At 26.2% G+C, this 25,467-nt stretch carries 26 protein-coding genes; 3 read left to right on the top strand and 23 right to left on the bottom strand.

Annotated elements, in window-relative coordinates:
* Positions 1–116 precede the first annotated feature (116 nt).
* Entirely contained in the window at positions 117–638 is a 522-nt protein-coding gene (locus ACQW0Y_RS00630; RefSeq protein WP_427867273.1) for an adenine phosphoribosyltransferase, read from the top strand.
* 67 nt (positions 639–705) lie between these two features.
* Positions 706–2,544, top strand: a complete 1,839-nt coding sequence (pepF, locus tag ACQW0Y_RS00635; protein ID WP_427867274.1) for an oligoendopeptidase F — start codon at positions 706–708, stop codon at positions 2,542–2,544.
* Here the strand turns inward: pepF and ACQW0Y_RS00640 are convergent.
* The 6 genes from ACQW0Y_RS00640 to dnaK form a co-directional block, all read right to left on the bottom strand.
* Complete coding sequence (locus ACQW0Y_RS00640) at positions 2,541–3,467, bottom strand: aromatic motif membrane protein (protein WP_427867275.1); 927 nt, start codon at positions 3,465–3,467, stop codon at positions 2,541–2,543. The two genes, pepF and ACQW0Y_RS00640, sit on opposite strands and share 4 nt — an antisense overlap.
* Positions 3,467–4,288, bottom strand: coding sequence for an aromatic motif membrane protein (locus ACQW0Y_RS00645; RefSeq protein WP_427867276.1), 822 nt, complete (start codon positions 4,286–4,288; stop codon positions 3,467–3,469). The genes ACQW0Y_RS00640 and ACQW0Y_RS00645 overlap by 1 nt, the downstream gene beginning before the upstream one ends.
* Entirely contained in the window at positions 4,275–5,252 is a 978-nt protein-coding gene (locus ACQW0Y_RS00650) for an aromatic motif membrane protein (protein WP_427867277.1), read from the bottom strand. The genes ACQW0Y_RS00645 and ACQW0Y_RS00650 overlap by 14 nt, the downstream gene beginning before the upstream one ends.
* A complete protein-coding gene (locus ACQW0Y_RS00655) occupies positions 5,230–5,934 on the bottom strand; it encodes an ABC transporter ATP-binding protein (protein WP_427867278.1) in 705 nt (234 codons plus the stop codon). The genes ACQW0Y_RS00650 and ACQW0Y_RS00655 overlap by 23 nt, the downstream gene beginning before the upstream one ends.
* Positions 5,935–5,936: 2 nt before the next feature.
* On the bottom strand, positions 5,937–7,736 hold the full coding sequence (locus tag ACQW0Y_RS00660; protein ID WP_427867279.1) for an ABC transporter permease: 1,800 nt from the start codon (positions 7,734–7,736) through the stop codon (positions 5,937–5,939).
* A gap of 150 nt (positions 7,737–7,886) precedes the next feature.
* Entirely contained in the window at positions 7,887–9,674 is a 1,788-nt protein-coding gene (gene dnaK / locus ACQW0Y_RS00665; RefSeq protein WP_427867280.1) for a molecular chaperone DnaK, read from the bottom strand.
* Between the two features lie 255 nt (positions 9,675–9,929).
* Between dnaK and ACQW0Y_RS00670 the strand changes: the two genes are divergently transcribed.
* Positions 9,930–10,355 carry a hypothetical protein gene (locus ACQW0Y_RS00670; RefSeq protein WP_427867281.1) on the top strand — a complete coding sequence of 142 codons (426 nt, stop codon included), beginning with the start codon at positions 9,930–9,932 and terminating at the stop codon, positions 10,353–10,355.
* A 23-nt stretch (positions 10,356–10,378) separates the two neighbouring features.
* Here ACQW0Y_RS00670 and ACQW0Y_RS00675 read toward each other — a convergent pair whose 3' ends face one another.
* The 17 genes from ACQW0Y_RS00675 to ACQW0Y_RS00755 all read right to left on the bottom strand — a co-directional run bounded on the left by ACQW0Y_RS00675 (position 10,379) and on the right by ACQW0Y_RS00755 (position 25,456).
* Positions 10,379–11,482 (bottom strand): nicotinate-nucleotide adenylyltransferase, encoded by a 1,104-nt coding sequence (locus ACQW0Y_RS00675; RefSeq protein WP_427867282.1) that lies wholly within the window; start codon positions 11,480–11,482, stop codon positions 10,379–10,381.
* Positions 11,473–12,729 (bottom strand): Y-family DNA polymerase, encoded by a 1,257-nt coding sequence (locus tag ACQW0Y_RS00680; RefSeq protein ID WP_427867283.1) that lies wholly within the window; start codon positions 12,727–12,729, stop codon positions 11,473–11,475. The genes ACQW0Y_RS00675 and ACQW0Y_RS00680 overlap by 10 nt, the downstream gene beginning before the upstream one ends.
* On the bottom strand, positions 12,722–13,147 hold the full coding sequence (locus tag ACQW0Y_RS00685) for an iron-sulfur cluster assembly scaffold protein (protein ID WP_427867284.1): 426 nt from the start codon (positions 13,145–13,147) through the stop codon (positions 12,722–12,724). Before ACQW0Y_RS00685 ends, ACQW0Y_RS00680 begins: the two co-directional genes overlap by 8 nt.
* Entirely contained in the window at positions 13,134–14,309 is a 1,176-nt protein-coding gene (locus ACQW0Y_RS00690; RefSeq protein ID WP_427867285.1) for an aminotransferase class V-fold PLP-dependent enzyme, read from the bottom strand. The genes ACQW0Y_RS00685 and ACQW0Y_RS00690 overlap by 14 nt, the downstream gene beginning before the upstream one ends.
* A gap of 3 nt (positions 14,310–14,312) precedes the next feature.
* Positions 14,313–15,050, bottom strand: a complete 738-nt coding sequence (locus ACQW0Y_RS00695) for a TlyA family RNA methyltransferase (protein WP_427867286.1) — start codon at positions 15,048–15,050, stop codon at positions 14,313–14,315.
* A 1-nt stretch (position 15,051) separates the two neighbouring features.
* Positions 15,052–15,483 carry a transcription antitermination protein NusB gene (locus ACQW0Y_RS00700; RefSeq protein ID WP_427867287.1) on the bottom strand — a complete coding sequence of 144 codons (432 nt, stop codon included), beginning with the start codon at positions 15,481–15,483 and terminating at the stop codon, positions 15,052–15,054.
* Positions 15,483–16,289 (bottom strand): TIGR00282 family metallophosphoesterase, encoded by an 807-nt coding sequence (locus tag ACQW0Y_RS00705; protein ID WP_427867288.1) that lies wholly within the window; start codon positions 16,287–16,289, stop codon positions 15,483–15,485. The genes ACQW0Y_RS00700 and ACQW0Y_RS00705 overlap by 1 nt, the downstream gene beginning before the upstream one ends.
* 86 nt (positions 16,290–16,375) lie before the next feature.
* Positions 16,376–17,377 (bottom strand): recombinase RecA, encoded by a 1,002-nt coding sequence (recA, locus tag ACQW0Y_RS00710; RefSeq protein WP_427867289.1) that lies wholly within the window; start codon positions 17,375–17,377, stop codon positions 16,376–16,378.
* 92 nt (positions 17,378–17,469) lie between these two features.
* Complete coding sequence (locus ACQW0Y_RS00715) at positions 17,470–19,647, bottom strand: phenylalanine--tRNA ligase subunit beta (protein ID WP_427867290.1); 2,178 nt, start codon at positions 19,645–19,647, stop codon at positions 17,470–17,472.
* 9 nt (positions 19,648–19,656) lie between these two features.
* Positions 19,657–20,595 (bottom strand): phenylalanine--tRNA ligase subunit alpha, encoded by a 939-nt coding sequence (gene pheS / locus ACQW0Y_RS00720; RefSeq protein ID WP_427867291.1) that lies wholly within the window; start codon positions 20,593–20,595, stop codon positions 19,657–19,659.
* Between the two features lies 1 nt (position 20,596).
* On the bottom strand, positions 20,597–21,814 hold the full coding sequence (locus ACQW0Y_RS00725; protein WP_427867292.1) for a replication-associated recombination protein A: 1,218 nt from the start codon (positions 21,812–21,814) through the stop codon (positions 20,597–20,599).
* A 76-nt stretch (positions 21,815–21,890) separates the two neighbouring features.
* Positions 21,891–22,289 carry a hypothetical protein gene (locus ACQW0Y_RS00730; RefSeq protein ID WP_427867293.1) on the bottom strand — a complete coding sequence of 133 codons (399 nt, stop codon included), beginning with the start codon at positions 22,287–22,289 and terminating at the stop codon, positions 21,891–21,893.
* Positions 22,290–22,378: 89 nt separating this feature from the next.
* The gene (gene rpsR, locus ACQW0Y_RS00735) at positions 22,379–22,705 is read right to left on the bottom strand and encodes a 30S ribosomal protein S18 (RefSeq protein ID WP_427867294.1); all 327 of its coding nucleotides are present in this window, start codon (positions 22,703–22,705) and stop codon (positions 22,379–22,381) included.
* A gap of 12 nt (positions 22,706–22,717) precedes the next feature.
* Positions 22,718–23,179, bottom strand: coding sequence for a single-stranded DNA-binding protein (locus ACQW0Y_RS00740; protein WP_427867295.1), 462 nt, complete (start codon positions 23,177–23,179; stop codon positions 22,718–22,720).
* A 26-nt stretch (positions 23,180–23,205) separates the two neighbouring features.
* A complete protein-coding gene (rpsF, locus tag ACQW0Y_RS00745) occupies positions 23,206–23,628 on the bottom strand; it encodes a 30S ribosomal protein S6 (RefSeq protein WP_427867296.1) in 423 nt (140 codons plus the stop codon).
* 168 nt (positions 23,629–23,796) lie between these two features.
* Positions 23,797–24,495: a ribonuclease HIII gene (locus ACQW0Y_RS00750; RefSeq protein ID WP_427867297.1), complete on the bottom strand. Its 699-nt coding sequence runs from the start codon at positions 24,493–24,495 to the stop codon at positions 23,797–23,799.
* Position 24,496: 1 nt separating this feature from the next.
* Positions 24,497–25,456, bottom strand: coding sequence for a Cof-type HAD-IIB family hydrolase (locus ACQW0Y_RS00755; RefSeq protein ID WP_427867298.1), 960 nt, complete (start codon positions 25,454–25,456; stop codon positions 24,497–24,499).
* Between the last annotated feature and the right edge of the window lie 11 nt (positions 25,457–25,467).

Genomic DNA, 25,467 nt, shown 5'->3' on the forward strand with positions numbered 1-25,467 from the left:
ATATATATTTTTACAAAAACAGAAATAACTGGAACGCCAATGTTTTAAATTTTAAGTTTTAAACGTTTCTTAAATTACTTATTTTATAAGTAAATTTGTAATATAATAATTAAGTTATGGAATTAAAAAAATTTATTAGAACAGTTGAAAATTTTCCTGAACCTGGTGTTAAGTTTAAAGACATTTCACTTTTATTAGCAAATGGAGAAGCATTAAACTATACAATTAACAAAATGTCAGATTTAGCTAGTGATGCTGACATAATTGTCGGTCCTGACGCAAGAGGGTTTTTATTTGGAACCCCTGTTGCTGCAAAGCTAGCAAAACCATTTATTATGGTTCGTAAGAAAGGGAAACTACCCGGAGAAGTTATTAGTTGTGCTTATGGTTTAGAATATGGCCGTTCAATTTTAGAAATACAAAAAGGTTTAGTAAAACCAGGGCAAAAAGCAGTTATTATTGACGATGTTTTAGCTACCGGTGGAACATTGGAAGCAATAATTAAACTTTTAAGAGAACAAGGTGTTGAAATTTTAAAAATTATTGTTTTAATGGAACTAGATGGATTTAATGCAAGAGAAAGATTAAACTGTGATATTGAGAGCTTAATTTTTGTAGATAAAAATGATATTGAATAAGTTCGATTTGAACTTATTTTTTATATCTTAGTTTAATAATTTTAAACTGATAAAAAAAGGATAGAATATGAAAAAATACGATAAATATGAAGATATTGAAGAAAAATACCGTTTTGATTTAGAAGATATTTTAGGAAATAAAACTTTTGATCAACTTAAAAATGAATATTTTGAATTACTTGATAAACAAATTGAAATTAAAGATTCTAAGTACGAATCATTTGAAAACTTTGTTGATTCTTTCAAACTGGATGAGAAAATAATTTTACTTTCAAATAAAATTGAAAATTATTTATCTAACAAACTAAATACTAATGTAGTTAATTTTGAAGTTAATAAATTAATTTCTGAATTTGAAGCAACCAAATCAGAATATAGTAAAAAATTTGGTTCTGAGATTAATAGAATTGCACAACATAAAGACAAGATTAAAAGTTGATTAGATAAACCAGAACTAAAAGAAGTAAAAAAAGATTTAGAAGCAACACTATTCGATTTAGAACATAAACTCGATGATAAAGTAGAACAATATTTAACTGAAACAGCGCATGGTAATCCTGACATTGAAGAATTATTTGGAGTTTTAACAGACAGCGAAATATCATATGGATTTGCTCGTGATAAATGAGGTAAAAAATACGAAATTACCGAAGGCACAAGACCTGCATTAATGAAACATAAGGACGAAAGAGTAAGAAAAGAAACTTATTTTAATTATGGCAAAGCTTTTTTAAAACATAAACAAAGTTTAGCTAAAATGTTGTATCAACACATTAGAGAAATATCGGTTAATGCTTTACAACGAAAATATGAATCATCATTAGATTCAATTCTTTCTGCTGATCATGTTGATAGAAAACTTTTAGAAATAATATATAAGAATGTTTCAAAAAATATCAATATTTTAAAAAAATATTATCAAGCACGTAAAGCTTTTTTTGAACAAAAATTTAATAAGAAAATGGAATTATGAGATGGTGCTGTTGATCTTGTAAAAGTGAAAAATAGTTATTCAATTGAAGAAGGTCAAAAAATATTAAAAGAAATAACCTCGATAATGCCTTATGAATATCCCGAAATTGTCAACAAAGCAATTAAAGAAAGATGAATAGATTATGTTAATGTTCCTTCAAAGAGATCTGGTGCTTATTCTATAGGTGAATCTTATGGTTTAAGAAAAATTTATATTTTAATGAACTGGGATAACACAATCAATTCTGTAAATACGCTATGTCATGAAATGGGACATTCGATGCACTCTTATTTTTCAGATAAAAATCAATCTATTTTTAGAAGCCAATATCCAATTTTCTTAGCTGAAATTGCTTCGATCTTTAATGAATTATTATTAAATGATTATTTAATTTCTAAAGCAAAAAGTAATGAAGAAAAATTCTTTTTAATTAGCGAAAGCATTGGTGATTTTATTGGTACAGTTCTAAGGCAAACACAATGATCTAATTTTGAATTTGAACTATATAATAGAATAGATAAAAACGAACCTCTTAATTCATATGAAGCGATTGAAAAACTTTATGTTGAAGTTTCAGAAAAGTATAATATGTCAGATAGGACTTTAAAAGAAGGCGAAGCTATGAATGTTTATTCTGTTATGGTGCCACATTTTTATTACTATTTCTATGTTTACAAATATGCATTAGGTTATATTGTTGCAAATGTGTTTTTCCAAAAATATAAAAAAGAGGGACAAAAAGCACTCAAAGAATATGTAGATAAATTTTTATCAGCAGGAGATAAAGATTGACCAGCTAATATTTTAAAAGAAGCAGGGGTTGATATTTATTCTGAAGGAATTTACCAAAAAGCATTTGAAATATTAGAAAACAAAGTTAATGATTATATAAAATTAGGTAACAAAATATTTAATAAAAAAAGCAGCAACTAGGCTGCTTTTTTATCATCTACGTAAACAATTGTAAATCTTAATGGTGTACCGCCATATTCTTCATCAAATAAAATTTTAACTCATCTTTCTGAAGAAGATGTAGATCATAATGTCATAGCTCTAACATATTTTGATAAATCAAATTTTTGTAACATTACATCATTTTGGAATAACGAAGGATAGATGTATGAATATGTAAAAATAGAAACATCACTTTTTTGATTTTCTTCAGGAATAGGGTTATCATCATCGTCCTTAAGATTAGTATTAATTGTAATCTTTAAAATAATTCCTTGTTTTGTTAGTAAGTGAACTTCATATTCTAAATTATCTTCAGTTTTGTTTTCATGTACTACGAACTGTAATACTTCATTTGTTGTCGGTCTGTTAAATGAACTTAAATCCAAACTATTTTTTTGAATATCTTGACTTAGCGATTCTAAAGTTCCTTGAAATTGATCAAATGAGTTGTATAATGCAAAAGTAAATCTATCAAGATTAAATAAAAATCATAGTCAATTTTCTTTGAATAATTTGTCAAGCTCAGCGCGAAATTCTTTTAATCCAATAACTTTATTATTTGAAAAGAAACCATCATTCGAACCATACATAGCAACAACATTATTACTGTAAAGTAAATATTCTTTAACAGTTGTTAAATAACTCTCGCTAATGTTCTTTTGTTTTTCAATAAAAGCCCTTTTGTCATTATCATTTTTAAAAGCAAGATTTAATAAAGAATTTACATATTCGTATTTTAAAAAAACATCTCACTTACTTTCTTTATTATTATTTTTAATAATATTGCTTAGTTTTGACTCATTTAAATTATTGTTCGGGTTTTGGCAAGAAACTGCTGCAATAGGTAACATTGAAAAAGGTAAAACTGAGGTTAAAAATATAAATTTTTGTTTCTTTTTCATTATTCCCCCTTAATTATTAATGTTCCTAGTGATGCAAAACCAAAGTTATCAATAACCTCTTTTTCAAAAGCATCGTATCCTTGTTGATTGTGGTGAATGATTGCGTTATGTACCGCATCAGAAATTAATTTAATTGACACTTTATTTGTTCTTGATTTTGCAAAATATATAATTCTGTCAAATTTTAATGTACGTTTACCTTCTTTATTTTTTGAAATTAATATTCTTAAAAGCATTTTATCTTTTTTAAAGTAAAAAATGTCATCTGGTGATTCCGGAGACTCATCCCCTTCCTTTAGTTGATCTCAGTTATTATCAAAGAAAATTAAATCATCTGGTTCAGCTTGTTTTTCTAATTGTGTAAAAAACTCATCTGAATGTTTTACCTGACCTAAATCAGGAAAAGTTCATCATTTTAAAAAAGTTCAGTTAAATTTCCTAATATTTTTTATTACAAAAAGTCAATTATTTGAATAAAAGTCATTTAATAATTTTAAGTTTTCTTCATTCTTATTATTTAGATAATTATTACTTAGCTCTTTCGCTTTATTTAATAAAGTCTCTTCATCTTTTTGCGAGTTTAAAAAGTTAACCTTTTCAACATTATCTTGTTTAAATTTAATATCAATCAAATTTTCGATTAGTTTATTAGTTTTTAGCTCTAACGGGTTTTCAATGTTTGGGACATAATCTAAATCTTTTGGTATTTTATTTTTTAAATTTTCATTTCCTTCATTATTGATGCAAGAAACTAATGACATTCCAATTGGTAATGTCATAATTAAAGAAGAAGACAAAATTAATTTTCTAATTTTTTTCATCAATAAACCTCATACTAAATCTATATATTTTTAATTCTTCTTTATTTATTTCATTTAAAACATCAACAAAGTGACCATTATATTTGTATATACCTTGAAATTCGATGTATTTTTTATCAATTCTTTGATTTAAAAAAGCCTCTTCATCAAAAGGTTCGTCTTCAAGCTCAGCATCTTCTTTTGCTGATTCATAATCTCTGTTAAATTCAGCTAACCTTTTTTGATGTATTAAGTTTTCTAATTCTGTTAATTGTTCTTCAATATTATTCGTATTCTTAAATATTAATAAATCTGGTAATATCTGAATCTTAGGTGTCTCATTTTCAATATATTTTCATAATTTTATAGCCATGTTATTATCAAATATTAGATATCAAGCTTCCTTTTCAGTATAGACATCTTTACTGGTTAATTTTTCAATATTTTGAAAAGGAAATTTAATTAATTTTGTGGGTTTTGAATCTACAACTGATACAAAAAGTGATTTAAATATTTCTTTAATTTGGTTAAAATATTCTTTCTCTTTTGGAAAAGCACGATATCTATCTCCATAAGGATTAAAAATATATTTAAAGCTTGATAAATTATTTAATACTCAATATCAGTCATCAGATAAAGATTTTTCAATTATATCTTTAGATTTATTTGCAAGGTAATTATAGTCTCCATTTTTATGAACACTGTTTTGAATGAAAATAGGATCATAAACAAAAGCGTACTTTAATTCATTATATTTTGCATCTGATTTATTTTCTTGTTGAAAAATATAAATATTCTTTTTATCTTTATTATTCTTTGTATAAAAATCTAATATAGAATTTATAGATTCATTTTTATAATAGTATTTTTTTTGTTTTATTTCAAATGAAGAATTACTGTCAACTTTGCTGTTTGTATTAACACAACTTATTGCAGAGAATGGTAAAATAAGTGAACTTAAGCTAGTTAGTAATAACTTTTTCATAAAATAGTTTTTCTAAAGGTTCTTTCTTAATTCCAGAGTATAAGATTTTACCATCATGAATAAGCGTTACTGAATCTACATACTTATCAATTTCGGCTAGTACGTGTGAACTAATTAGAATTGATATTTTTTCTTCTTTGTTTAATTTTTGTAATAAAGAAAATAATTCGAATCTTGCTGTTGGATCAAGATTGGCTGCAGGTTCATCTAAAATTAAAAGTTTAGGATTATTCAATAGGGCTTGAATTAATAAAACTTTTTTCTTCTGTCCTGATGAAAAGGTGTGTGGTTTATCTTTTGCAAGATTTTCAATATTAAATAGTTTTAAGTATTTATTAATTAAATCCCTAGCCTCAGATTTTTTAATATTAGATAAAATAGATAAATTATATAAGTATTCAAATACAGTTAACTCTTTTGGAAAAATTGCAACCTCAGGAACATAACCGATAATAGCACGTGCTTCTGCTTTTTTAATATTAAGCTCATTAATTTTAATATCACCTTCATAGTTTGTGTATGCACCGATTATTGTTTTAATAGTTGTTGTTTTTCCAGCACCATTTTCCCCAATGAAAGCATGAAAAGCGCCCTCTTGAATTGAAAAATTAATAGTTTTAATTCCACGATCGGTTTTTGGAAAAATCTTTTTTAGATTTATAACTTCTAAAATATTTTTCATAACTATTTATAATCCTTTCTTTTGTATAGTGCAAATACAGCAGCGAATAAAATTCCTATAGCAACTGCTCATAAAATGAAGTAAACATTTTTATTTACAATTTGTTTTTCTCTATTAATTGCAAATAACTGATCTGAAGATTGGAAAAGATAATTTGTATCACTTTTTGCCAAATCGTATCTGATTAGCACTTTTCCGCCTTTTACAAAAAGTCTTTTTTCAAAGTTTTCATATCCACCTATTAAGTATTTATATCCGGCAATTTGAAGTTCAAATTGTGTATCTCCGTAAGAATTTGACTTTTTAGGATTCTTAATCATTGCTTCATATATTTCTGCGTCGTGATAATTAAAGTAAATAAAGTTTAATAAAGCTGTTGAAAAGTAAATTTTTCTTTCAATTTCTGATTGCAATTTCTTTTCTTTAATAGCATGTTCATTGAATAGAGTTAAATTTGAATTAGAATATTGATTAATATCACTATCTAAGTTATTTACATAAACGGAAATAGCATTTAATAATTCTTTATTTAATTCAATAGTTTCAGTTGACTTTTTATCTTTTATAAAATTATCTACAAACTTTTTAGCAATAAAATTAAATGATTTATCTTGTAAAACTTCTGCAATATATTGTCATTTTAATTTACCTACTAAATTATTTTCAGCTGAGAATTGCGAATCATCTTCTGGAAAAGAAACATCAATGCTTGAAGCCCCCTCACGAGCATAAATAATTTCAGTATTTATGCTATTTGGAATTACTGAATTAGATTTTAATAAACCTGAAACAATATATTTTTCTGATTCTCCATCTTTATTTGAAACAATATATTTCTTTTGTTGAACATTTTGATCTAGTTTATATTTAAATAAAATACTATCTAAATTGTTGTAATAAATGTAATTGTCTTGATTTGAGAACTTGTTTTTACTGATTGATTCAAAAACGTTTTGATTGTCGAAGTTAAAAATGTCAAGTAGTTGATACGGCATTGAAAGTCAAGAATATACTTGTCATTCATTTGAAGATTTGTTAGCAATATTCATTACTTCATGTAAATATTCAATTTGTTTATCTGTAAATTTTTTATTTTGTGATCCATTTGGAATTAACAATAGTTCATCCTTTGAATTATTAATAAAAAATGGTTCAACATTAGCCTCGTTGCCAGAAAAATGATAAGGATATTTTTTATTAATAAAATAAGCGGCATTGTTAACGTTGGTTGTTGCATTAGAAGATAGTAAAGATCCACCTAAAGCCAATGGAATAAAGAATACTAATGGTAAAGTTATAGCAATTTTTTGATTTAATTTATAACTAATTAAAGCTGTTATTAAACCAATTAATAAATAAGTTGATAATCCCACTATAAAAAATAGAATGGAATATATAAATAAGTTAGAACCTACATATAAAGCGTAAGCTGATAATAAAGCTGAGATAAATAAAACTATTGATCACATTAAACCAAAATAGATTAAAGATAGTAATTTACCCCAAACCAAACTATTACGAGAAATAGGCTTTGCTAGGCTGACAAGTTCTAATCCTTCTTGCTCAAAATCTTTAAAAATATTTAATGCTTTTATTGAAGCAAATAAAACAGTTGTTATAAGTAAAGCAAAAACAAATAAATAAGATGACAATGTTAAATACTTTTCACTTATAGCAAACTTAAAAACTAAACCCAATATAAACGACACAATTAGTGTTATTGTAGGGATAATAATCGAACTTTTCTTCTTAAAAACAGTATTAAAAGCAAATTTTGAGTACTTAAATGCTGATGTTTTCATATTTTAAACCTTTCATAAATTTATATCAAAATTATACAGCAAATTTAAAAAATCAGCAATTTTTTTTATATTATAATTTTATTTTTAATGTATTTATTTTGAAAAAGCAATAAAAAAATGGCTACCACAGTAAACCATTTTTCAACTTTATTAATTTGTTTCGTTATTATTTTCTTCTGTTTGTGGAGCACTAGAACCTTGTTGTTTTTTCATAAATTCCATTGCTTGTGCTAATTTTTGTTCGAATTCATTTAATTTCTTTTCTAAATTATCAAAATCTTTATCATTTAATAATTTTTGAATTTCTTCTTTCACTTTTGTTACTTCTGAAAGTTGTGCAGGATTTAATTTTTTAGCTTCTTCAGTTTCTGAAGCTTTGTCGATTTGATGAATAACTTGTTCAGCTCTTACAGTTAATTCAATTTCACGACGTTTCTTTTTATCGGCTTCTCTATTTAATTCAGCTTCTTGAACCATTTTTTCAACATCTTCTTTTGATAATGAAGATGTATTTTGAATTGTAATACTTTGTTCTTGGTTAGTACTTTTATCTTTCGCTGTAACTTTTGTTATACCATTAACATCGATAGAAAAACTTACTTCAATTTGAGGAACTCCTCTTGGTGCAGGATTAATTCCGCTTAAATCAAATCTTCCTAAAAACTTGTTATCTTGAGCCATTTGTCTTTCACCTTGAGTAACTACGATTGATACTGAGGTTTGATTATCAGCTGCTGTTGAAAAAATTTGACTTCTTGTTACAGGAATTGTTGTGTTTCTTGGGATTAATGGCGCTACTATATCTCCTTCAACAACAATACCTAAAGTTAATGGAGTAACATCTAATAATAAGACATCTTGGATATCTCCTGCAAGAACCGCACCTTGGATAGCAGCTCCAACACTAACAACTTCATCTGGATTAATTGAATTATTTGGTTTCTTACCAGTAATTTCAGAAACTGTTTTTTGAACTGCTGGCATTCTTGTTGAACCACCAACTAGTAAAACTTCTGTAATATCATTTCAATTTAATTTTGCTTGTTCTAAAGCGTCTAATAGAGGTTTTTTAGTTTTTTCTAATAAATCAGATGTCATTGCTTCAAATTCTGATCTTTTTAATTCTAATTCAACGTTAATTGGACCATTTTCATTCATTGCTAGGAAAGGTAATGAAATATTTGCTACTAATGATTCTGATAAAGAGATTTTTGCTCTTTCAGCTTCTTCTTTTAATCTTGCCATAGCCATTTTGTCATTTTTTGGATTGTATCCATATTTACTATTAATTTCTTTTATTAATCAATCTACAATTTTATGGTCTCAATCATCACCACCTAAATGGTTATCTCCCGAGGTAGATAGAACTTCAAATGTTCCGTTTTCCATTTCTAAAATAGAAACGTCAAATGTACCACCACCTAAATCAAATACTAATATTTTATGGTTCTCATCTTTAGATTTGTCAAGTCCAAATGCTAAAGCTGCTGCTGTTGGTTCGTTAATAATTCTAACAACCTCTAGACCGGCGATAATTCCAGCATTCTTTGTTGCTTCACGTTGTGCATTATCAAAATATGCAGGAACTGTAATAACAGCTTTTTTAACAGGACTACCAATTTTCTTTTGTGCGTAGTCTTTCATATATGAAAGAATTAAGGCACTAATTTCTTCTGGCTTGTAATCTTTTTGATTAGCTTTTACGGTGTTTGCAGACCCCATTAATCTTTTAATAGATGCAATACTATCTGGGTTGGTTTCTAATTGTCTTTTTGCGCTTTCACCAACAATTGTTTCTCCATTTTTGAATGCAACAACTGAAGGTGTGGTTCTTTTTCCATTAGGATTTTCTAATACTTTTGGATTTCCATTTTCAATAATTGAAACAACAGAGTTTGTTGTTCCAAGGTCTATCCCTAAAATAATTTCTTTTGTCATAATTTCTCCTTTTTAAATATAAGGTAAGTTTTTTATTTTTTAAACTATTTTTTTACTTTTAATAATTTACAGATTAATTTTACCACAATTATTAGCACTTTGTTAAAAAGAGTGCTAATTTTATTTTTTTGTTTCAAGTTTAAAAAATATATAAAAAATGTTAATTATTACATGTTTATGTTTAAAAAATGCTTAATTTAAAAATTAATTATAAAATTATATATAGGAATTTATATAGATTCAAGAAGGAAAAAAATGAGAAAAACTCCAAAATCAATTCACATTAGTGCTATAGTTTTGAATAGCGTTTTATTATTAATTTCAGCTATTTATTTATTTTTACTATCTAGTTTTATAACTAAATTAGTTTCAGATGCACATAGCTCTAGCTCAGCAGATGAACAATATGTAATTCAATTTGTTACCCGCTATATATGATTATTTTTAATCATGTCTGCATTAGGAATTGCTACTCTTGTTATCGATATCTTAGGAGCAGTAAGTGCATTTAAAGAAAAAAATAATACTATTGGTATTTTATATATTCTAGGTATATTTTTAACACCAATCATTTCAATTGTTGCCGCTGGTTTAGCACTACATAATTTAAATAAAAATAAAACTAATAATGGAAACGATCAAACTTTAAACAACATTCATTTACAAGCACCAGAATTATAAGAAATATATAAAAAATGAGGTATTTATTTTCCTCATTTTTTATATATTTCTTTTTGTTTTTGAGAAAAAACTATACCTCTTTCTTTGCTTTCATAATCTGCGCATTTAGTTACAATAACAGCAAAACCTTCTTCTAAATTATCACGACTTAATTTTCTGTATTTCTCGATTCCACTTCAGGCTCTACCTTTACTTATTTTATCAGCAACATAAAGTATTTTATCTAAAGGTGTTAGTTCGAAATCTAGTGTAGTATGTTTTTTTATTGCATTTAAAACTTCTTCATTCTTATATTTATAAACATCTTTTAATCAATAATAAGCAGTAGTTTGGTGAAGTTCATATTCTTGTAAATTGTTCTTGTCATAGCCGTATTTTGATAGAAAATCATATGATTCTTCTATAGATCATTTTTTTGTTATATCATGAGCCATTCCTGCTTGATATGCATATTTAATTCTGTAATCATTAAGTTCTGCTAATTCTGCAGCAAATTCAGCTGTTCATTTTAAATGTAAAAATCTATCCAGCTGTCCTTTTGGAGTATTTTTATCAAAAAGTCATGCTTTTGCTATTTCTTCAAAATATAAGAAATTTTCACCTATATACTTTTGTACTTGTGGTTCAACCATGTCCAAATTACCATTCCTGTAATCAGTAGAAGAAAACTTGTATATTGGATTATCTAATAACAAAACATTATATTTTTTAACATTTATTTTAGAAAAATCTTTGTCTCTTTTAAATGCAACAAATTTAACTTGTTTTGCCATTAAATCTATTCCTTCTCATGTATTTAGACCATTAATATTATCTGTTCCGATAAAAAAATATAATTCATCATTTGGAAATTTAGATTTAAAGTAATTTATAGTATCTTTAGTGTAAGAAACACCACCACGTTTGGTTTCAAATTCAGAAAGTATCATTTTATCTTCTAAAACTAAATTAATCATGTTAATACGATCTTTACTAGGGGCATATTCAACATCTTTTTTATCAGGACTTTTATTTGCTGGAACAAAAAATAACTTATCTAATTGTAAGTTTTTAATTGCAAATTTAGCTAACATGATATGACCTTTATGAATTGGATTAAAACTACCGCCATATATTCCTATTTTCATTCTTCCTCCAAATTAATTGTTTTATTTTTTGTTTTAGAATTTTTTCTTAAAAATTTTATATTTTCAGTGTTTATCTGTTTTTCTTTGCTATATTGATATAAAGTTTTTAATTGATTTTTACCTTCTAAAAAGTTTTGTTCATTTATTATTTTATCAATAATATTTTTATTATCTAGTTCAAATAAATTTAGAGAAGAATAATTGTTAAATATTGTTCGCAAGCCTCTCAAAGCAATACCTAAACCTCTAATTTCGTTTTCTTCTCACATTTCTTTAAAAAGCAAAAAAACATGATTTCAAATTATTTCATAATTGTTTGTTCAAATACCAATTTTTTTATGCTTGCTATTTCATAATTTATTTTTTTGTCTTAATGAGACAGATATTTCATTCCCTTCAAGATTTAAATTGTTTGCTCGTTCACAAACATTCTTAACTATTTTTTTTAGTTCGTTTATTAAATAATTTTCATCATTTGAATCTGAAACCATAAAAGTTTCTGAGTTGCTAATACTTTTAACATCATGTGGCAAAACATGTTCTTTAGTAATATTTAAACCTTTTAAATTTTGTATAAATATAAAATAGTTTTTTCCAAAAACACTTTTTAAAAAAATATCATTTTGACAATTAACCAAATCATAATATGTATTTATATTGTGACTAATTAATTTTTCTGCACTAGCTTTGCCAATCCCAAAAATTTTTTTTACAGGAAGATCAAAAAAATGTTTCTTAATATCTTCTTTTTTTGTTTGCAAAATTCCAAATGGCTTAGCCTTATTTGTTGACATTTTTGCTAAAAATTTTGTATATGAAATACCAATTGAACATGGTATTTTAAACTCTTTCAAAATTTGTTCTTGTATTGTTCTAGCGAGTTCTAATGCTGAATCAAAATTCTTTGCCTCATTAGTTACATCTAAGTAACACTCATCAATCGAATAAATTTCAATTTTTTTAGAAAAATTTTTTTCCAAAAAATTAAAAATTTTTTTAGACATTAAAGAATATAACTGGTAATGAGGTTCTATAACAATTAAATCTTTTATCTTATCTTTTACTAAATAAAAAGGATCACCGGTTTTAAATCCGGCGTTTTTTACTTCATAAGACATTGCAGTAACTATCGCCCTTTTTAAATTTGAAGCAATAACAACCGGTTTATTTATTAATGATTCATTTTTTGATCGTTCACAACTTACAAAAAATGAATCCATATCAATATGAAATATAACCTTAGACATTTAACCCTTTTTTAAAAGCACGATATATAATCGAAGCACATTCTAATCTATTTAAATGAATTTTAACATTTTCAAAAACAATTAATTCCCCTAATTCTACATTATTATCAATTAAATCTTCTTTATTGATTAGTTTGAAATAATTTTCTAAAATGTCATTAATTTGCTTTTTATCTTTATTTAATAATTCTTTAATCATTATCTCGATGCTAGATATAAAAATAGCACAACCTTCAGCAAAATAATTTGCCTCAATTAAGATATTATTTTCAAACATTAAATTTAACTCAAGATCATCAACACAAACGGAAGAATGTTCACAAATTCCCTTGTTAGTTTTATTTGTTAATTTATATTGTGGATTTGAATATGCATTAAAAATAATTGCTTGCTTTTCTTGATTACTAAAAGATTTCAATAAAGTTGCCTCCATTTTCTAACGTTTTTACTAATTTATCAATATCTTCCTTGTTATTATACATTGCTAGTGATACTCTGACATAAGAGTTTGAATAATTATTAACTTCTTTAAATTTGTAAGCGCAGAAAGCACCCGCTCTTACATAAATATCTCTATTTCCTAAATATGAAGCAACATCTTGTGGTGAAACGCCCTCAATATTAAATAAAATAATAGTATCCCCCTTGTCTGATCCTATTTTAATATTAGGAAGTTTGCTTAATTTCTCATAAGCATACAAGGCTAACCCTTTTTCTTTTTTCTCTAATTCTTGAATATTGAATTTTTTAAAAAAAGTTATTGCTTTTCCTAATTGTAAAATACCGGCAAAATTTGCTGTTCCAGGCTCTCATTTATTAATTGTATTTCGCATATTTCAATTACAATTTTCATAAATATTTTGAACTTGTCCGCCACCTCATTTTGTTGGATGCAATTTATCTAATAATTCTTTTTTGACAATTAAAGCTCCAGTTCCAGTTGGACCATAAATTTTGTTGCCAGAAAAAACTAAAACATCACAATTTTTAAAATTAACATTAGTGTGTACTATTGCCTGAGCGGCATCATTAATTAAAATAGTGTTGTGTTCTTTACACTTTTTATATATTTCTTCTAAATTAAAATCAACTTGAAAGTTATTACTTAATTGTGGTAATACCAAAATTCTCGTATTATTATCAATTGAATTTATTATTTCTTTCTGGTCTAAACAATACTTAAAATCAATGTTTTTGTCTTTAAAATTTTCAATAAAAGGGACTATAGCTGATGAGTGATTAAAAAAAGTAAAAATAATTTTTCCATCATTTATTATTAAAGATAGCATTCTCGCAATTATATTTAACCCCTCTGTTGTTCCGGAAGTAAAAATAACTTCGTCTTCTTTGCTATTTACAAAATTGGCAATACTCTTTCTTACATTTTGCAGGTCTGTATTTAATTGAATGCCTAATTTAGAATCAGCCGTTCGTGTTGACACACAAAATTTTTCATAAAATTCTGTGCCCTTATCAATAACTTCTTGTGATTTAAAAGTTAAAGCAGCATTATCTAAATAGATAATATCTGGATTATTTTTAAACATTGGAAAAATAATTTCTCTTTCTTCCTTTTTCATTTATTACTCTCCTTGTTTTTCAAAAAAAGATAAGTATTCAATATTCTTAGATTTGTCTCCTAAAATAGGGCTTTTAATTATTGGTTTAATTAGCACAAAATTATTTTCTTTTGCTATTTGAAGAATCTTATTTTTTATGTATTCATGATGTTGCTCAGGAACATAACCACCAGGCTCAACATATTTACTGCTAGCCTCAAATTGTGGTTTAATTAAAGCCATTAGTTTTGTACCGTTTAAGAAAGTTTTATTGCATACTTCGAAAACGTGTTTTAAACTTATAAAAGAAACATCGCAGGTTATTAATTCAATAACTTCGCTAAACAAAGATTGATTGATATTTTTTAAATTAGTTTTTTCATAAACTACAACTTTATCATTTTTTCTCAGAAAAAAATCTAACTGATTTGTACCAGAATCAAGAGCATAAACCTTATTTGCTTTGTTTTCTAATAAAACTTGAACAAAGCCACCTGTAGATGAACCAATATCCAAACAAGTTTTATTTTCAATTTCTATTTGAAATTTTTCTATTGCTTCCTTTAATTTATAGGCCCCTCTAGAAACATATTTATTATTTTTTTCTTTGATCTCAATATTACAGTTTTCATCAACCTTCATAGAAGCTAAAAACACTTTTTCATTATTAATAAAAATTTTCCCTTGCATAGCCAAGGAATCAATTTTTTTATCTTCTAAATTAAATTTTTCTTTTATTAATTCTTTTAATGTTTTCTTCATATTATTTATTAATTATTTGTTTTGAAATTTTATCTAAAACTTTGTTTACAAATTTATATTCTTCCCCTGGCGAGAAAAGTTTTGTAATGTTTATAATTTCATTAATTACAACTTTACTTTCATTGAAAGTTAATTCATATATTCCAAAAATAATAATTGCTCTAATAAGTGGGCTAATACGTTCTCATTCTCAATTTTTTAATATAAATTTTTTTGCGATATTTGTTAATGTCTGATATTTTGTTTCAATTAATTCTAGTGTTTGAATTTCAGCATTAGTGATTTCGTTTAATTTATTATCCACAATTTCTTTAGTATTTAAACTTTTGTCAAAAAGCTCAAATTGATAAATATAACTAATTATGTTTTTTCGGAAATTATATTTTTTTAACAAAAAATTACTTTTTCTAACTATCTGTTTTTTTTCTTCCATTATTTCTCCAAGAAATTAATTAATTTAATTTTTTTGTTTTCTTTATTTTTAGTTAATGTAAATATAACACCATTTAATTGACATTTGTTATTTGAGACTTTAAAAGGATTCCTTGCATCATATCTCATTTTTTCATAAACTTCTTTGAAATTAGATCCAATTGCGCAATCTCTAGGTCCGCACATTCCACAATCAGTTAAATAATATGTTCCGTTTGGTAAAATTTTTGCATCATTTGTTTGAACATGTGTATGTGTCCCGACTAAAGCATCAGCCTTACCATCGACATATAATCCAAACACTGATTTTTCTGATGTTGTTTCAGCATGAAAATCAATGATATAGTAATCAGCTTCACTATTGTTATATGCTTCATCAAACTTATCGAAAAAATTGTTCGCACTTTCTTGTTTTCAAGGTTGTAATAAAGGATTAAAGGTTATCCCCATAAATGACATAATGGCAACTTTATTTCCAAATACATCAAAAAATCTTATTCCTGACCCTGGGTATCCTTCTTCGATGTTTATAGGTCTAATTAAATCATTATTCTCAATAATTTCCATTATTTCCGATTTTGCTCAAACATGATTTCCTAAAGTAAACGCATTTACTCCAGCTTTTTTTAGTTGATTATAATGTTTTGGAATAAATCCTTTTCTGCCCGAAACATTCTCTGCTTGTGCAATAACAAAATCAATGCTTTCTTTTTCAATAATTTCTTTTAAATTTTTAGATACAAACTCAATGCCAGGGGTTCCAAAAATATCACCAAGAAACAAAATATTTAAATTTTCTTTTTTCATAGTTTTAAATTATATATAATTTAATTTTTTTATATTAAAAACAGACAAGTAAATCAAAATAAAAAATGAAAAATAAGATTACTTATTTATTCATTATTATTATTTTTTTCAATTACTTGGCTATATATTTCATTATATAAATCTAAATTAGTTTGTAAAAGTAACGATAAATTTAATAAACCTTGAGCAATGTTCTGGCCATTGTAGTTATATCAAGAGCCTTTTCTTGAAATAATTTGAAATTCCTCTGCTAATTGAATAATTTCATTTACTCTTGAAATGCCTCTTGAGAAAACTATTTCTATTTGAGTGCTTTTATAAGGTGGAGCTAATTTATTTTTAACAACTTTACATTTAATTTGATTGCCTGTAATATCACCATTATTTGTTATGTTTTGGCTCTTTCTAACTTCCAATCTTATTGAAGCATAAAATTTTAAAGCCTTTCCTCCTGCTGTAGTTTCAGGATTTCCAAACATAACTCCAATTTTTTCTCGTATTTGATTTAAAAATATAACTGTTGTTTTATTTTTTGATAATGTACCAGTAATTTTTCTTAAAGCCTTAGACATTAATCTTGCTTGCGCCCCAATTGTTTGATCTTTCATTTCTCCATTTAGTTCTACTTCCGGAACTAATGCTGCAACAGAATCAACTACTATTAAATCTATTGATCCAGTCTTTGCAAGCCGATCAACTATCTCCAAGGCTTCTTCACCAGAACTAGGTTGAGCCAAAATTAAATTTTTTATATCTACGCCTAGATTCTTTGCATAAATTGGGTCTATAGAATGTTCAGCATCAATAAATGCGGCAATTCCACCAGTTTTTTGAATCTCAGCAATTGCGTGAAGTGCAAGTGTTGTTTTTCCACTACTTTCAGGTCCAAAAATTTCAATAACCCTTCCCTTAGGCCATCCACCAATTCCCAAAATATTATCAATATTTAAAGATCCTGAGCTAAAAGTTTCCGGAATAATACTTGGTTCTTCGCCTAAAAGCATTATTGATTCTTTCCCAAACTCTTTTTCGATTTCTTTTAATATCTGTTCAATATCAATATTTTTCTTTATTTCTGTTTCTTTCATTTTGCCTCCACTAATATTGTTTATTATATATTTATTTTTTATTAATTTTTGGGAAAAAATAGCGAAATTAATTAAAAGAAAAGCAACAACAATTATTTAGTTGTTGCAAAAATTTGCTCTAATTTTTTTATTGCTCAATCTTCAATTAAAAATGAAAAAGTAACTGTCTTTAGATTGTTGTCTTTTTGATAAATGTCAATAATTTTGTATGAATGTATACCTTTAATGGTCTTAATTTTTTTAATAATTTCATTCACACTTTCATGTTTTTCTAATTCAAATGTAATATCACGATTTTTTAAAGGTTCGTGCCGATAATTAGAAAAAGTCTTTCTGTTATTACTTAGTTTAGATAATTTAATTTCAGCAAAAAAGGCATCTGAATTAATAAACTGAGGATGAATTTTAGCTATGTAACCAATAAACTCATTATCTAAATAAATTTCACAAGAAGCTTTAGGATTAAAAATTATTTTTTTGCTTTCTTTAAAGTCAAGAGTTTTATTTGTTAAAGATTGAATGTCTAATTTTATTTCTTCAAAAGTTTTTAAGTTTGAACATATTCCTAAAACATCCATTTCTCTTCCAATCATTCCGATGTCAAAATAAGAACCATATTCAAAACCTTGCTTTTTATTGTAAACTAAAACTTCATTTAGGCTATGAATTAAAGATAATCTAATTTGTGAATGGTCATAGTTTTTTGAGTCTGAAGCATTCAAAATTTCTTCAATATTGAAAGGGTTAAAAATATTATCTTCTGGTTTAATTAATGTATATGTTCTAACATTAGAGTAATTTTTATTTGCTAGAGTTTTGTAATAATCATAAATTTTGTTGATTTCAAAATTCAATCTCGTTAATTTTGGTTGTTTTAATGGAAAGTTGTTGTAACCATAAAATCTAAATACTTCTTCAACAAAATCCTGCATTGAATTTAAGTCATAGCGATAGTTTGGAAAAGTAACTGCTGAATAATCTGATTTGAATTTAAAATCTAATCTAGCTAATTTGTTTATAACTTCATTATATTTCTTAGTCTTATTAATACTAAAACCGGCAAACTTATTTAGGTAAGATTTGTCAATCAAAATTGTTTTCTTATGTAATTTAGGCGCGTTTATTTGTGCTGAATAATCAGTAAGATATTGAGATAAAAAATTATAAGCAAGCACTAATGACCCATCTGAAATTTCCCTGCCCGCTCTTTGAGATGAATTTGTGTTCATTTTAATTTGTTTAGCATTTTTTCTTATATTTAAAATATTAAATGATGCTAATTCAAAAACAGCTTTTTTAGCCTCTTTCTTAAATTGATATTCTTCTAAACCAATTGTAGCTGCAAGCGAAACTGGATTAGAACCATTGTAAACACAAAGTGCATTATCAAATTCTATTTCTTTATTACCTAAAATATTTAGTTTACCACTGAAATTATTAACACTAAATTCATTTGATTTTAAATCTTCTTTGTTATAAACATGACAAGGGACTCCAGCAAATAATAAAACTAAATTGGTTAAATCTACTGCGTTTGAAAAAGTTTTAATACCATGTTTTCATAGTAACATTTGTTCATGAATTGAACAGCCTAAATTAGTATTTGAAGCTTCAATTAACGAAAAAGCTTCAGTGTTATTCAAATTCTTCACAACAAAATCTGAAATTAAGTTTGGATTAGCTTTTTTTGGTCATTTAACATCTGTATCAAAATAAGCAGCTAATTCTTTAGCCATTACTAAGTAGCATTGCGCATCTGCTCTGTTTGATAAAATTGAAATATCAATAATGTAATCATCTAAATCAAAATATGTTATTGGATCAATATTCAAATCAATTTTATATAGTTGAAAAATTCCTTCATTTAATTCTTTTGGAACAATTTCGGGATCAAAGCCTAATTCTGTTAAACTTACAAACATTCCTTCAGATACAATTCCTTGCATTTTTCTTGGTGCAAAAACGATATCTTTACTACGTGAACCAGGAACAAAAGACATAACATATTGTCCTTCTTTCATGTTAGTTGCCGTTGTTTGAATAATTGCTTTATGACCATCACCATATTCTACTTCACAAACAGTTAATCTATCTGCTTGAGGGTTCTTGTAGGTTTTTAAAACATGACAAATTTTAATTCCTTCAACGTCAGAAAATTTATGATATTCTTCTACTTCAAAACCAATAGAATTAATTGCTTCAACAACGTCTTCTATTGTTACTGTTTTTAAATTTGCTAATTTACAAAGTGTTTTATATGAAAATAACATATTTGCTCCTTATTTAAATTGTTTTAAAAATCTTTTATCATTTGTATAAAGTTCACGAATATCTTCAATTCCGTATTTAATCATTGCAATTCTTTCTATACCAATTCCTGCAGCAAAACCATTCATTTCATTTGAATATCCAGCAGCCTTTAAAACCTTTTCATTAAGCATTCCTGCTCCTAATACTTCAATTCATCTGTTTTTAAAAAAGATGTCAACCTCAACACTTGGTTCAGTAAAAGGAAAATAAGAAGGACGCAATCTAATTTTAATTTCTTCCTCTAAAACATAAGAAAGCATTTCCTTTAAAGTGTACATTAATGAGGCAAAAGAAACATTTCCAATACTTACTAAGTCTAATTGAGTAAATTGGTGTGTATGTGTTCTGTCTTCTTCATCATTACGATAAACTTTTCCGATAGTAAATTGTGAAAATTCACTGTTAACAAATCTTTCTAAAGCGCGTGCGCTAATTCCAGTATTATGAGTTCTTAATAATTCGTTTTTATTTAAGTATAAAGAATCTTGCATTTCTCTTGCTGGATGAGAAGCAGGAATATTTAAATTTTCAAAGTTATATTTATCATTCTCAATTTCTGAATAATTAAGTTCAATATATCCGTTAAATAATAGTCATTCTCTAAATCTTTCTGAAATCAAATTTACTGGATGAATTGAACCTTCAAATTCAACAGGTGTAGCATAATCAACAAAATCATTCTCAAGTTGTTTTTGAATTTCAATTTGGTTAATTTTTTCCTTTGCTTTTTCAAAAAAATCTTCTGCTTCTTTTTTAAGTTCTTGAATTTTTTTTCCAATTTCAGGTTTTAAACTTTTATCTGCAACTTTTAATTGTTCCATTAATGTTTTTAATTCTGAAGAATTGTTAAATTGATTCTTAGCTAATTTTAAATCTTCAAAATTGTTTATTTTTTCTAAATCAAACATTCTACTTCTCCTTAGTGTTTTTAATTTTGTTTCAATATTCTTTAATCTTTTTTTCTCATCCTTGATTCTGGTATGTATATATTTCTTGGTTTTTTATTTCGTTTGGTAAATATTGTTGTTCTATTCAATTATTTGGAAAATCATGAGGATATTTGTAATTAATTCCACGATTTAATTTAATTGCCGAACTATAATGAGCATCTTTCAAATGGTTTGGTGGCTGAAAAATAAAGTTTGAATCCAGAATTCTTTTGGTTGCTTCTATAGCTAAATAGCTTGAATTTGATTTTGGGCTTAAAGCTATATTTAAAATTGCAAAACCAATAGATAAATAACCTTCAGGTAATCCTAACCTTTCAAAAGCCTCAATCGCTGAAAGAGTTTGAACACCTATCATTGGATTTGCTAAGCCGACATCTTCATATGAGGCACACAACATTCGACGAAACAAATCATCTGTATTACCGGATTTTAAAATCAATAACCCTCAATAAAGAGCAGCATCTGGGTCTGAACCACGCAATGATTTATGAAAGGTACTTAGTAAATCATAATGATTATCCCCATCTTTATCACTAACAAAATTAATAGAAGGAATAATTTCTTTTATCGTGTCTAAAGTAATATCTTTGCTATTTTGCAATTTGCTAATTAACTCAATAATATTGATAGCTGAACGAAAATCTCCATTAGCCTGTTTTGCTATAAAGGTTTGAATTTCAGTATTTTCTAATCAAAGCATTTCCTCTTTTTTTGCAATTTTAGATAGTCTTATTTTAATGTCATTTAAACTTGGAAAATCCATTTCAATTATATGTGCTCTTGAACGTAAGGCAGGATTCAATTTAAAGTATGGATTTTCAGTTGTTGTTGCATAAATTGTAATAAAACCGTCTTCTAAATAAGGAAGTAAAATATCTTGTTTATCTTTATTTAGTCTATGGATTTCATCGATTATTAAAATATCATTATTCTTTATCTTAATTAGCAAATCTTCTTTTTTGTCAATAGCAGCATTAAAAAAGTCATAATTAGCATTAATCTCATTTGCCAAAATATTAGCAATAGTAGTTTTTCCACAACCTGGTTTACCATAAAAAATGAATGATGAATAATCTTTATTTTTTATAATCGATTCAAATAATTTTCGTTTAGAATCAGAACAAATAAAATTATCTAATGTGGTTGGTCTTAATTGATTTGCTAAGTTAATTTTCATGTATTTAATTATAATTGAAATTAAAAACTATAAGAAATAATTCTTATAGTTTGTACTATTTTGTCTAATTTGTTTATTATTCTTTTCTGAAAGATAAACCAAATAATATTGAACCACTAATTAAACCGAAAAATCTCGTTAATAAAATTCCAGCTAAAGATAATCAAAAACAAATTTTACTTTGTTTAAATGAAGCGACAGCGGCTGCAATATTAACACTTATTCCAGCAATGAAGAATAATAACATTGAACCCAATGAACTTCAAAATAAAACTGTAAATAAGGCCATTTTTTCAGTTTCGCCTTTTGTCATAAGTGTTATAAGTTCTTCGTATCTTTTAACATTATATTTATCTTGCATTTCTTTTTGGTATGCTACTGCTAAAACTAAAACAGTTATAAAAAAAGCAACTCCAAGAATTGATAATAAAGATAATAAAAACTGTGCTATTCCTAATTTTCTGAATCTTTTCATAACATCCTTTATTTATTTTTATATTTTTAATTATATTAAATTTTTAAACAAAAAGCGCACTTACTGTGCACTTTTTGTTTAAAATAAATTTATTTTGTTTCTTGTGTTGTAGCAGTGTTTTCTACTACTTGTTTTGATTCTTTAACAGCATCTTTTTTAACAAATTCTTTTTTAACTGGGCCAATGTAAGGTAATATAGCAACTAATCTAGCTCTTTTGATTGCTAAAGCTACTGCTCTTTGGTGTTTTGCACATGTACCAGTGATTCTTGAAGAAATAATTCTTCCTTGTAGATTTACTAATTTTGATAATAATTCTTCATTTTTGTAGTCAACATAAGCAACAGGTGATTTACTTGAACAAAATTGACATGGACGTTTACGAACAAATAATTTCTTACGAACAATTCTTGCCATATTTATCTCCTATTAAAAATCTCAAGATAAACCATCATAAGCAGCTTCAGTTTCTTCGTTTTCGCTTTGTGATTCACTTGATGAAGCGATAGTTTTATTTTCTTCATTAGAAATACTAAATTCTTTAATGTTATTTTTTCTTCTTGATTCAGAAACTTCTTTTGTTTCTAAAGATTGTATTCGATCTGCACTTATTACATAATTATTTACAGTTTGTCCATTTTGGTCAGTTGTTTTAGAAGATTGGAAAGTCCCTTCAACTAACATTAATGAACCTTTATCCATAAATTTATTAATAAATGTTGCATTGCTTCTTCAAGCTACACAAGGAATAAAATCTGAAATAGGTTCTGAATTTGGAGCAGCGTAGTTTCTTGCTACAGCAATTGTAAATCTCGAATATTCAATATTAGAAGATGTCACACCTTTAAATGGTTTTGCAGCTAATCTTCCAACTAAAATAACTTTATTCATAATTAAGTACCTCCTAATAAAATTAACTATTTTTCTACTTGTTGTTTTTTAACATATGTTCTTTTTTGTTCAGTTTTGTTTTCATCTGTTGTTTCTTTGTTTTCGTTTTTGTCAAATGATCTTTTATTTTCAAAACTTCTTTTTGTAAATCTTTTTTGTTTTCTTGGTTTTAAACCTTTTTCTGAATTTAAGTTAATAATTAATGATCTAATAATACTTTTATCAATATTAAATTTTCTTGTTAATTCTTTAACCACTTCAGGTTTAGCTTTGGTTAAAATTAAGAAATATGATGCACGAGTTAATTTGTTAATTGGGTATGCTAATTCTGTTCTTTCTAATCTTTCGAATTTAGTGCTTTTTTCATCTAGTACTGAGAATACTAATTCCTTAACACTTTCTTCTGTAGATGTAGGGTTTACTAGAATCATAATTTCGTATTTTGACATTATAGTTCTCCTTCTGGACTTTTGGGCCTTTGTTTTGGCCAAGGAGTCTCACCCTTTGTTAATATAATTAAAATATTTTAACTTTATAATTGTACCCCAAAATATTGTATTTTTTATAATAATAAAAAAAAGAAAAAGAAGGCAAAAAAGCCCCCCGTTAATAAATTATTATAAATTTAGTTTTTCTAAAATTTTATTAGTTGTTTTAAATGACACTTTTGCAACATTTTCTAATTCATTGACACCAAATTTTTTAACAAACTCTGCACCCAAATCAATTGTTGAGTTACTAGCTCCTAATTTAAACTCAAAACCTTGGTAATTATCTTTTTGAAGTTTCATTTTATTTAAAAGTAAATATCTTGCTAAAACTGATGCACAAGCAACTGATAAAAACTTTTCTTCAGCCTTTGTTTCTAAAATTAAGTTGAAATTGTCAATATTTAGGTCTTTTACTACGCTTCTTTCTTTTAATATTTTTATATGTTTTTTCATGTTTTCTATTGAAGCATATTGATCTATTATTATAGTCTTATTTGCACCGACTTCTTTTAAAAGTCTTTTAATTGAATTAAAGTGTATTAGTGTTTTAACACCATTATTATTTACACCTATTTTAATTAAATTGTTATAGCCTTTTTGGCTCAATGTTGTATCTTTAAAATTAACTAACTCATTTTTTATAATATGTTCTGCGATTTGAATAATTTTAGAATCAGTTATTTTCTTACTATCTTTAATTCCTAAATTTTTTACTAATTCTAAATTTTCTTTTGGAATAAAACAAGCAACAGAGATTATTGGACTAAAATAGTCTCCTACTCCTGTTTCATCTACACCAATGTATTCTAATTCTTCAAAAAACATATTATTTTTCTTCTTTTTTATTGAAAAAGCTATCAGCTTTTACAGTTTTTAAATTTTTCTTTGCTTCGTTTTTCTTTTCTTTTGCCATTTGAATATATTTATCTGGATTTTGTAAAAATTCTTCGATAAAGTAACCAACTGCTCCTTCTTTATTTGTTTGTTTCATTACGACGGTTGAAGCTTTTTTAATTGCTTTTTCAGCATTTGCTGGACAAACCCCAACATTTCCGATTTCATACATGCTTAAGTCGTTATATGAATCACCCATAACAATGGTATCATCGATATCAATGTTGTAATATCTCATCATTAATGAAATAACTTTTCCCTTATCAACACCAATTGATGTTATATCAAATACTGGGCTTAATCCTTCACCTTTTGATCAAGATGAAAATTCTCCTAAATCCCCATATCTTCTTTTTAGATATGTTAATAAATCTAAAACATCAGTTGTTGGTTGACAATCGAAAACAATACCTGTTGGTTTTAATGGTAATTTTTCTAAGTTAATTGATTCTCTAAATTTTGTTGCTTGGTTAAATCCAAAAACCTTTTCTAAATTAGGATCTCTGTGCATTAATTGAACTCAGTCAGGTCCTTCAATTGCATAGTTAGAAATTTCTTTTTTAACTTTTTGGTCACCTAATATATATAAAACTTCATTAAGGTCTAAGTAAGTAATTGTTGGAATAAAAAATGGGTCAGCGGGATTATGGATATGTGCACCATTATAATTTCCTACAATAGCATTTAAACCTAATTTTTGATAAACTGGCATTGTACTTCTTCAAGGTCTACCAGTAATAATTGAAACAATATGACCATCTGCGACAGCCTTTTTAATTGCTTCTTCTGTTTTTGGATGAATTGTTCCTGCGCCAGAATCAGCTAAAAGAGTACCATCTAAGTCAATAGCAAATAAAAATCTTCTTTTTTCAGAGTCTTTATTAAAAGCCATAATTATCCTTT

The sequence above is a fragment of the Mycoplasmopsis arginini genome, assembly GCF_965278885.1.
Classification (GTDB): domain Bacteria; phylum Bacillota_I; class Bacilli_A; order Mycoplasmatales; family Metamycoplasmataceae; genus Metamycoplasma; species Metamycoplasma arginini_B.